The 978-nt window shown below is 54.0% G+C and carries 1 protein-coding gene; it reads right to left on the bottom strand.

Annotated elements, in window-relative coordinates; genetic code table 11:
* Positions 1 to 106: 106 nt before the first annotated feature.
* Entirely contained in the window at positions 107 to 754 is a 648-nt protein-coding gene (locus NW818_RS12350) for a thermonuclease family protein (RefSeq protein WP_414424719.1), read from the bottom strand.
* Positions 755 to 978: the final 224 nt, after the last annotated feature.

The following is a 978-nucleotide window of genomic DNA, read 5'->3' as shown; positions in this document are numbered from 1 at the left end:
CTTATTATTGACTAGAGTCATGCTCTCACCGACCGGCGGAAGATGGCTGTTGAGATTATTCTCAACAAACAGGCCGGCAATTCCAGCTCTGGGTTTGGCTTGGTCTCTAGCGAGGGCCGTAGGTTGTCCAATAGCCGCGTCCTTGTCTTTTGGCTGCATCGGCAGCTTCAGTAAGAATGGGGCCGTACTTCAAGCCATCGGTTTGTGGCGACAACAGGCCATGCCCCAAAAACAGCATTTCCTGGTTGATGAGGGTATTGGCTTGCCAAACGTAGGCAGGCAAGGTGGGAGCAGGGGCTAGGGCAGGATCCAACTCCAAAAACACCTCACGTCCCAGCAGAGCAGTCTGCAGATATTGGCCAGCATTGTAAACTGCCAGAGGGGTTTGTCCGCGCAACTCCGTCCAGTTGGGGTTGATCGGGTCAGGCAAGGGATCGATCCCGATCAGTTGCACCAGCCGCAAATTCAAGTCTCCTTCAAGCTGGACAACCAGGGTGTTGTAGTTGACCACCCGAACCACGGCTGCACGTTTGAGGTCGCGCAGATCTGGACGCGCCACCAATGTTAAAGCCCAACCGGGCAATGTCGAGAATATCAAAGGTAAGGCCAGAAAGCTGCCCAGCTTGATCAGGCTCCGTCCATTGGATACAAGCGAGGATCTGGAGCCGGGGGAAGTCGGAGCAGAACGCAGGGATTTTTGCAGCATGGACTTTAGCCGTTGCATGGCGGACTTGACAATAGGGATGGTTCGCATGCTTGACCTTTGGATCTCACACCGCCCTCACACCGCCGCCTACTGGGCTTCAACGCGGGATCCGGCTCACCTGCCGTCACTCTACAAAAAATTGGGGCAGATGGGTCAGGTCTGGAAAATCTCTCTCGATTTTTGTCTTGATTTTTAGATGTGCTACCCATCCGGTCAGCAGTTGTCAGCGCTGACAACCTGTGGTTGGTCATTTCGATTCAAACTGGGACACT

Origin of the sequence: Synechococcus sp. R6-5, from assembly GCF_047461775.1 — a bacterium.
Taxonomy (GTDB): domain Bacteria; phylum Cyanobacteriota; class Cyanobacteriia; order Thermostichales; family Thermostichaceae; genus Thermostichus.
Note: the sequence above shows the minus strand (reverse complement) of the source record. Positions and strands in the feature narration are given on the sequence as shown.

What these genes read in the sequence shown, in the direction of transcription:
- NW818_RS12350 (WP_414424719.1), bottom strand. Translation starts at nt 754, where the DNA reads ATGCGAACCATCCCTATTGTCAAGTCCGCCATGCAACGGCTAAAGTCC.